Source organism: Paenibacillus sp. FSL P2-0173 (assembly GCF_038008045.1).
In the GTDB taxonomy this organism is placed as follows: domain Bacteria; phylum Bacillota; class Bacilli; order Paenibacillales; family Paenibacillaceae; genus Paenibacillus; species Paenibacillus polymyxa_B.
This window is the reverse complement of the sequence record NZ_JBBOYK010000002.1, coordinates 1363136-1370914: the sequence shown is the minus strand read 5'-3', so window position 1 is coordinate 1370914 and position 7779 is coordinate 1363136. Positions and strand designations below refer to the sequence as shown.

6 protein-coding genes, 3 tRNA genes and 1 pseudogene are annotated in these 7779 nt (G+C 43.9%); 7 read left to right on the top strand and 3 right to left on the bottom strand.

Annotated elements, in window-relative coordinates; all coding sequences use genetic code 11:
• The first annotated feature begins 11 nt into the window (after window positions 1-11).
• From MKX30_RS16380 to MKX30_RS16365, 4 genes and pseudogenes are all read left to right on the top strand, one after another.
• Window positions 12-91: transfer RNA gene (locus MKX30_RS16380), tRNA-Leu, on the top strand.
• A 7-nt stretch (window positions 92-98) separates the two neighbouring features.
• Window positions 99-172 (top strand) — tRNA-Pro (locus MKX30_RS16375).
• A gap of 10 nt (window positions 173-182) precedes the next feature.
• A tRNA-Gly gene (locus tag MKX30_RS16370) sits at window positions 183-252 on the top strand.
• Window positions 253-1149: 897 nt separating this feature from the next.
• Window positions 1150-1612 (top strand): annotated as a pseudogene (locus tag MKX30_RS16365) (phage tail protein).
• Between the two features lie 497 nt (window positions 1613-2109).
• Here the strand turns inward: MKX30_RS16365 and MKX30_RS16360 are convergent.
• Window positions 2110-2499 carry a hypothetical protein gene (locus tag MKX30_RS16360; protein ID WP_226887791.1) on the bottom strand — a complete coding sequence of 130 codons (390 nt, stop codon included), beginning with the start codon at window positions 2497-2499 and terminating at the stop codon, window positions 2110-2112.
• Here MKX30_RS16360 and MKX30_RS16355 point away from each other — a divergent pair.
• Both MKX30_RS16355 and MKX30_RS16350 read left to right on the top strand, forming a co-directional pair.
• On the top strand, window positions 2480-2866 hold the full coding sequence (locus MKX30_RS16355) for a TetR-like C-terminal domain-containing protein (protein WP_341063013.1): 387 nt from the start codon (window positions 2480-2482) through the stop codon (window positions 2864-2866). The genes MKX30_RS16360 and MKX30_RS16355 overlap by 20 nt on opposite strands.
• A gap of 409 nt (window positions 2867-3275) precedes the next feature.
• Window positions 3276-4415, top strand: a complete 1140-nt coding sequence (locus MKX30_RS16350; RefSeq protein ID WP_445671563.1) for a collagen-like protein — start codon at window positions 3276-3278, stop codon at window positions 4413-4415.
• 362 nt (window positions 4416-4777) lie between these two features.
• Here MKX30_RS16350 and MKX30_RS16345 read toward each other — a convergent pair whose 3' ends face one another.
• Window positions 4778-5629 carry an aldo/keto reductase gene (locus MKX30_RS16345; protein WP_023987239.1) on the bottom strand — a complete coding sequence of 284 codons (852 nt, stop codon included), beginning with the start codon at window positions 5627-5629 and terminating at the stop codon, window positions 4778-4780.
• Between the two features lie 346 nt (window positions 5630-5975).
• Entirely contained in the window at window positions 5976-6458 is a 483-nt protein-coding gene (locus MKX30_RS16340; protein WP_023987240.1) for a MerR family transcriptional regulator, read from the bottom strand.
• Window positions 6459-6634: 176 nt separating this feature from the next.
• Here MKX30_RS16340 and MKX30_RS16335 point away from each other — a divergent pair, with 176 nt between their 5' ends.
• Window positions 6635-7768 (top strand): NADH-dependent flavin oxidoreductase, encoded by a 1134-nt coding sequence (locus MKX30_RS16335; RefSeq protein ID WP_076157685.1) that lies wholly within the window; start codon window positions 6635-6637, stop codon window positions 7766-7768.
• Window positions 7769-7779 lie beyond the last annotated feature (11 nt).

Below are 7779 nucleotides of genomic sequence, written 5' to 3'. Positions count from 1 at the left end.
TAACTTCATAAGCCGGTGTGGCGGAATTGGCAGACGCGCGCGACTCAAAATCGTGAGGGAAACCGTGGAGGTTCGAGTCCTCTCACCGGCATCTATTTCGGGATGTAGCTCAGCTTGGTAGAGCACCTGGTTTGGGACCAGGGGGTCGTGTATTCAAATCGTGTCGTCCCGATAAATTAATGGCGGGTGTAGTTCAATTTAGAACTCCAGCCTTCCAAGCTGGTAGCGTGGGTTCGATTCCCATAACCCGCTTTATATAGATGAAAAAGAAGAGATGGCTTATTTTTATGCCATCTCTTCTTTTTACTTTTAAACTATTCCTATCCACATGACAACCAGTAGAAACTCCAAGGCAATCTCCTCCGTTCCTTTGCGTTATTAACATACATAGGCAACTTCCAGAATTCTTATTTTCTGATCTCCTCCATATACTTAAGTTTCAGTTCGCAGTTCAGTTCTTGAAGGAAATATCAGCATGCAGACAGAAAATCTCATCAGAAATTGCCCCACCTCCTGCACCCCGCAACCTAACTTTGTTATCGGCGAGAGAAGCAACCGCTCCAGATCCAGACCTTCAATCTGCTTAACTATCGGTCAATGGGCTTTGAGCGAAGCGCTGACCGAGTCATCTTCGTCTGAGAAGCAGCCAGTACACCCCGCTCTGATCCCGGACCTCGAACAGGGTCACTACTTCAACAGTTGAAGATATCCGATCCGGGTAACGAAGAAGTCGCTCGGGTGGTGCCGAGCACATAGGCTTCGTACTCATTTGGTTTACGTATGCGGGTATTCCCCTTCCATGCAGAGGGGTTTTCCCAAACAAACATGGCCTAACGGCCACCATCATGAATGAAAATGTCTTGGCTTGTGAATCTGAACCTCCTTAATGGAAGTACAGGGCACAGGCCGAGATTTTTTTGGTAGGACATACTCTGAGTCCTTAATTTCCCGACCTCAAGGAACTATAGGCAGCATCGTATTGTCTCGCTGGTCGAATATTTAAAGCGGTGTTGGTGAATACCAGTCTATGTGAACACTATTTAACAAACTAACTAACAAATTCGCCATTCAAATCTTCTCTTGAATCGATTTTGGTGAAATGTGGACTCCTGCTGTTAGGGCGTAAAGAGAGAAGAGGAGGAATAGAAATTGTCGTATCTGGTTGATTTTAAAGATGTGTCTACGGTTGGTTTAGAGTCTTCACCTGTAGCAGAAGCGCTTGCGGGTTTACGTGCTAATGAAGCCCGTTATTTTATGAATAAATACAAGTATGAATTTACGGTTGTACCCGCTAGCGAAAGCCAGGAGAGCCTTGATTATGTGAACCGAATTTTGATAGAAGAACATGATAATGCGTTTGCGGCTAAACCTTTAGAAACGTCGCGTTTTCAAGTGGAAAATATCCAATTCACCTACGTTTTTTATGAGGATGGTCTTGCAATCAATGTCATGTATACGGTGGATGACTCTAAAAAGCGGGCCGTTGGTTTTAAGCTTTCTGAGGGGATGGAGGTACCAAAAGAGTTAGAAGAGAAGTTTAAGTTTGCTAGGCAGGAGTCTAAACTAGCTGGAACAATCCGGGGCTTCTTTTGTAATTAAAGGACAATATTAAAGTAAGCAAAAGCGCAAACGGAGGAATCCATCCCCTTATTCTCTTTGCAAAAAAATGTGAAATCAAAGAAAGGGCTATCCCGCAAAAGGATGGCCCTTTCTTTGAAGGAATGATGAAAAGCAATTTTGATTGAGAGAATGCTGGAAATAATAGGGAAAGATACCGCTTATCATATGATTATCATACAGGAAGATCGCGGGTAGTCTCTGATAAGGAGGCTATTTTTCGAGAACTTGCCCTTCAGCCAACGTGGTGAACCATACCATAAGTAAAGACGAAAAATTTTCTTGGGGGAAGTGACCTAACAATACGATTAGCCAGAATAGTTCGATGCGAATGAAGATAACAACACTCAGTGTGGTATACATTCGTGTTGATCTCGTGTTTTAATATCCAAACTTCTATTTCATACATGTTGTTGCTAGTCTATGTCTTGCTTCGCTTTTCTCAAGTGCTTTATTAAGCGGCCCATGATCGATTCTCGGTCTCGCCTCCAATCAGTTGTTGAAGTAGTGAGACTGTTCGAGGTCGTGGATTAGTGCAGGCTGCACAGGCCGCCATCCCAGAAGTTCCTGAGTTGCAACGCTTGATCTCGGGATATCGAGCGCTGCAAGTGTACTGAGGAAGCCGAAGTGGGTGTCTGCTTCTTCACGGGAAATGCTGACTACAGGCACGTTCAGGTGTTTACCGATAACACTTGCGATGTCGCGAAATGGCACTCCTTCATCTGCGACCCCATTTAGTCGTGAACCTGCGGGCGCCTTTTCTAACGCAAGGCGGTATAGATGTGCGGCGTCAAGGCGGTGCACAGCCGGCCAGCGGTTGGTCCCCTCTTCCACATAGGCTGAGAAGCCCTTCGTTTTGGCAATGTTGATCAGTCTCGGCACAAATCCTGTGTCACCCTCACCGTGTACCGAAGGACAAAGCTCTACGATTGAACGAAAATTTCGTGTCCTAGCGGGCCTAGGCTCCTTTTTGCAGCATCCGGAATTTGCCGAAGCAGGAACAGCCGGGATTTTCGAGCCATGGGTTGTTGTGAACCGCGAGCTTATGAACCGAGCCGTCGTCCGCGGTGAAATTCCCGCTCACGCGGACATTGAGATGGCTTGTCAGGTCATTACTTCAGTGGCTTCTTTTCGCGGACTCATCCAGCGCAAACCGTTCGACAAGCCTCTCTTCACAGCGCTAATCGATGGCATTCTACTGCCTGCACTCAAAAACCCGCAAACAGCTCCAAATATTATGGACAGATGATGCCAGGCGCTTACCAGAAGAATCTACAAGGTGGATCAATCACAGAAATGATTCAACTAACGGGAAACGATATTTGAATTTAGAACAGGGAGCACACTGCCACTGTGAGGTACAAAAAGAGACCCAAATGTGATTTTGGTTGACGCAGTGAAGGATGATTAAATTTTGTAATCATACTGAAAGAGTGTTGTGGTTTGTGAAATAACAGCACCCTACTAAACACCCAATATTCTAAAAATGGTTTTTAGTCTAGCGAATAACCGGCTATTCGTCCATGCCTAAAATAAACAACTCACGTACACTAAACTATCTTTATAGGGAGGTGTCGTTGTTGAGTTGTCCGGATAAAAAAAATCGTGAAAAAAGAAAACCACAATTGTTTGCCATCCAAAAGAAAAGAAAAAAGAAACTGTTGAGTTTTCTGTATAAAAAAAAATCGTGCAAAAAGAAAACCGCAATTGTTTGCCATCCAAAAGGGAAAAAAAAGAAACGACGTCTTCTAGTTATTAAAAAAATAGTGCGGGTACCGTGTCCCCCACCTAAAGGTCAGCAATTACTTAAAGGACTTGCGGGAGCAATTGCAGAAGCAGGACCTCAAGGACTTGCAGGAGCACTTGGCCCCCAAGGATTGGCAGGACTTGCAGGAGCGATAGGAGCACTTGGTCCCGAAGGACTTGCAGGAGCACTTGGCCCCCAAGGATTGGCAGGGATTGCAGGAGCGATAGGCGCACTTGGCCCCGAAGGACTTGCAGGAGCACTTGGTCCCCAAGGACTTGCAGGGATTGCAGGAGCACTTGGGGCGCTTGGCCCTCAAGGACTTGCAGGAGCACTTGGTCCCCAAGGACTGGCAGGGATTGCAGGAGCGATAGGTGCACTTGGCCCCGAAGGACTTGCAGGAGCACTTGGCCCACAGGGACTTGCAGGGATTGCAGGAGCAATTGGCGCAGCTGGATTGGCAGGACCAGCAGGACCAGCAGGGCCAGCGGGACCAGCAGGAGCAGCAGGAGCAGCAGGAGCAGCAGGACCAGCAGGACCAGCAGGGCCAGCGGGAGCAGCAGGGCTAACAGGTCCAGCAGGAGCAACAGGAGCAACAGGAGCAGCAGGAGCAGCAGGACCAGCAGGTGGAGTATTAGGCTTTGCAGATTTCTTTGCCTTGATGCCTCCTGATAATGCAGCAACTGTTGCTCCCGACACGGACGTGAGTTTTCCGCAAGATGGTCCAATCAGTGGGACTGCAATTACCCGTATAAATGCGAGTTCTTTTAACTTGGCTACAATTGGCACTTATCAGGTTTTGTTTCAGGTAGGTGTAAACGAACCGGGTCAACTCATTTTAACACTCAACGGCGCTGACCTGGCTTATACGGTGGTCGGGCGTGCAACAGGTACTTCTCAAATAGTAGGAATGGCTCTTGTACAAACAACGGTCATTAATTCAGTACTCACAGTGCGAAATCCTGCTGGCAATGCCGCGGCACTCACGATCACTCCATTAGCTGGAGGAACAAGACCAGTTTCCGCGCACCTTGTTATTACGCAGGTTGCATAGAGGGAAAGAAATGCAGTATTTTTCGATAATAATGCCAATATCAAATAGAGGCCGCCCTCAATATTTCTGCGGTGCAATAATTTGGTACGGGGACATTGTGCTCCTACGACATAAATGTATTGCTTTGTAGCGATCACCGCCGACAGGGGCGTTTCTCCAGACATCTGTGATGGGGGACGTCCCTTCTTTGATAAATGTATTAAACTAACGGGGAACGATAGTTCAATAAATACATTGATACCGCAAACGAAAAAGAGGAGTAGATTTCCTTAGGGCATCTACTCCATACTTCTAACGGTTATTGTTAAATTGTTGGTTCTTTTGGCGTAATCAAAACCTACGGGTGATCTTTTGAAAGAGGGTTAGATATCGAGTTTACGGCTACCGATCCATTTCACCATGTCAGGATCGCGATGTGAAAAGAACAGGCTCTGTTTCGTATCTAACGTAGTAATCGACTCCATATCCTCTTGGCTTAACTCAAAGTCAAAGATATCGAAGTTTTCGATAATTCTTTCTTTACGAACGGACTTTGGAATCACAACAACTTCTCTTTGTGTCAACCAGCGTAAAACCACCTGAGCAACGGATTTATTATACTTTTCAGCTATGGCTGCCAATATCTCATGCTGGAACAAGTTATTTTTCCCTTCAGCAAAAGGCGCCCAGGATTCGATCTGAACGTTATTCTCTTTCATGAATTTTGCATTTTCAATTTGCTGATTGAATGGGTGCGTTTCAACCTGGTTTACGGCAGGAACTACTTCATTATGAATAATCAAATCGATCAGGCGATCCTCATGGAAGTTACTAACGCCGATTGCACGGACCTTTCCTTCACGATACAATTCCTCCATAGCGCGCCAAGAACCAAACACATCTCCATATGGCTGGTGAATTAAATACAAATCCAAATAATCCAACTGCAATCTTTCCAGTGATTTTTCAAATGCCTTTTTTGTACGCTCATAACCAGTATCCTGAACCCAAAGTTTCGTAGTGATAAATAACTCCTCTCTTGTCACGCCACTTCGATTAATCGCTCTGCCAACTGCTTCTTCATTTAAATAAGAGGCAGCGGTATCTATCAACCGATAGCCTGCCATAATAGCGTCATAAACACTTTGTTCACATTCATTTGCATCTTGGATCTGATAAACACCAAAACCGAGTATAGGCATCTCAACACCATTGTTCAAAGTTACTTTTTGCATATAAAATCCTCCAGTATTTTTAATTATTATGTGTAAATCAACTACAATCCATATTCATAACAGACACCCACTTCACATCCTTATTATGCACCAGATGACAAAGCGATCGTTATCCCGTTCGTGCCAAATGTTTGCCTAATCCTCTCACTACCACCTACAACTTAATTTAATTCGGGGTTCAACTAACGGAAAACGATAGTTGAATTTAGAACAGGGAGCACACTGCCGCGGCAAATGCTCCCTCTTTCATTGAAGTAACAGGCAGATTGGTGCAATATCCGTCAAAATTAAATACACAAAAAAATTGACTTCGAGTGTACTCGAAGCCGTAGACTATCTTCTAAGATCAAGCATGAACTTTTGACGCTGATTTGATATGTTCCGGTATATCGTACTTTTCTCCACATTCTGGGTTATTGTTAACTGGATTCCAGGTATCGTCTAATTGACCAGCCAAAACACTTTCGTAGTAAGCCTTCTTCTCTTTTATGTGCATTAATTGAAGGTTGTACTCATGGATCTTCGCTTCTAGTTCTTTTTCTTGTTTTACAACAAGCTCAGCCCTTTCAGGAATCGTCTCATCACCTTGCAAACACATAGCAATGTAATGTTTGACTTCTGAAATCGGTAATCCTGAAATACGAAAGCAATGCACCATTCGCAACCAATCCAGATCATGTTCAGAGAATAAGCGATTGTTTCTGCCGTCTCTCGAAACGAAAGGTATTAATTGTTGGTCATCATAGTAACGGATCGTATGTTTTGTAAGGCCAGTTATTTCAGATACATCTTTTACCGTATATTTTGGTTCATGTAATGTCTGATTCAAAATTTCGAACCTCCTTGCTATTGACTTCGAGTTACTCGAATACTTTATGATGTCATTGTACCAATGTTGTGAGCGCTCATCAACTGGTAATCTCCTCTGGGAATGCGAATAAATGCTTTAACTTAAGACAACAATTACTACAGTTTATAAATGAATAACTAGAAAGAGGTTAGAAAATGAACGCAAAATATAACAAACTATTTGAATCCTTTACACTCAAAAATGGAATCGACCTTAGAAATCGAGTCATTATGGCGCCTATGACAACTTGGGCCAGTAATGACGATTACACGATTTCAGATGAAGAAGTAAATTATTATAAAAAAAGAGTGAACGGTGTAGGTTTGGTTATAACAGGCTGTACGCATGTCCAACCAAACGGTATAGGTTTTACGCATGAATTTGCAGGCTATGACGATACATTTATTCCAAGTTTACGAAAATTAGCCGATGCGGCGAAAAGTGGAGGAGCTCCTGCGGTACTTCAAGTTTTCCACGCAGGCAACAAAGCACTTCCGACCTTAACTCCAAATGGAGATGTGGTAAGTTCCAGTGCTGTACAGACTGAAGCTACGGCATTTGCTCCTTCTGTTTTGCCGAGAGCACTTTCACATGATGAGATCATGGAAGTAATTCGTGCATTTGGAGAAACAACAAGACGAGCCATTGAAGCAGGATTTGATGGCGTTGAAATTCATGGTGCACATGGATTTTTGCTGCAAAACTTCTTTTCTCCATTCTTCAACAGACGTGAGGATCAATGGGGAGGTTCTTTAGAAAATCGCTTGCGCTTTCCGTTGGCGGTTATTCAAGAAATGAAAAATGTGATTCGAAAATTTGCTACAAAACCGTTTATATTGGGTTACAGGCTTTCTCCTGATGAACCAATTGAAGGTGGTCTGCGAATGAAAGATACCTATACATTAATTGATCACCTGATTGAAGAAGGTGTCGATTATGTGCATGCTTCACTCGTAAATGCGCTCTCGTTAAAGCCGTTCGATAGTCAGGATGAAAAAACATATCTTGAATTAATTATAGAACATGTAAATGGCAGATTGTCTGTAATGGCAGCTGGTGCTATGGACACTCCGGATGACGTTGTAACGGCTTTAGATAAGGGGCTGTCCTTAGCGGCTATTGGTCATACGTTAATCATGAATCCAGACTGGGTAGAAAAGGTTCAAAGTGGACAAGAGTCTGAAATCCAAACAGCGATAAAGGCTTCAAAAGTTAGTGAGCTTGAGCTTCCGGAAAAACTTTGGGGTGTCATCCAAGCTTCAGGTCCATGGTTTCATATCGAAGAATAACATTTTTATCG

Excerpts from the sequence above, each read along its gene's own strand:
- MKX30_RS16355 (WP_341063013.1), top strand. The coding sequence starts at position 2,480 with ATGTTGATCAGTCTCGGCACAAATCCTGTGTCACCCTCACCGTGTACC.
- MKX30_RS16345 (WP_023987239.1), bottom strand. The coding sequence starts at position 5,629 with ATGCAAAAAGTAACTTTGAACAATGGTGTTGAGATGCCTATACTCGGT.
- MKX30_RS16335 (WP_076157685.1), top strand. The coding sequence starts at position 6,635 with ATGAACGCAAAATATAACAAACTATTTGAATCCTTTACACTCAAAAAT.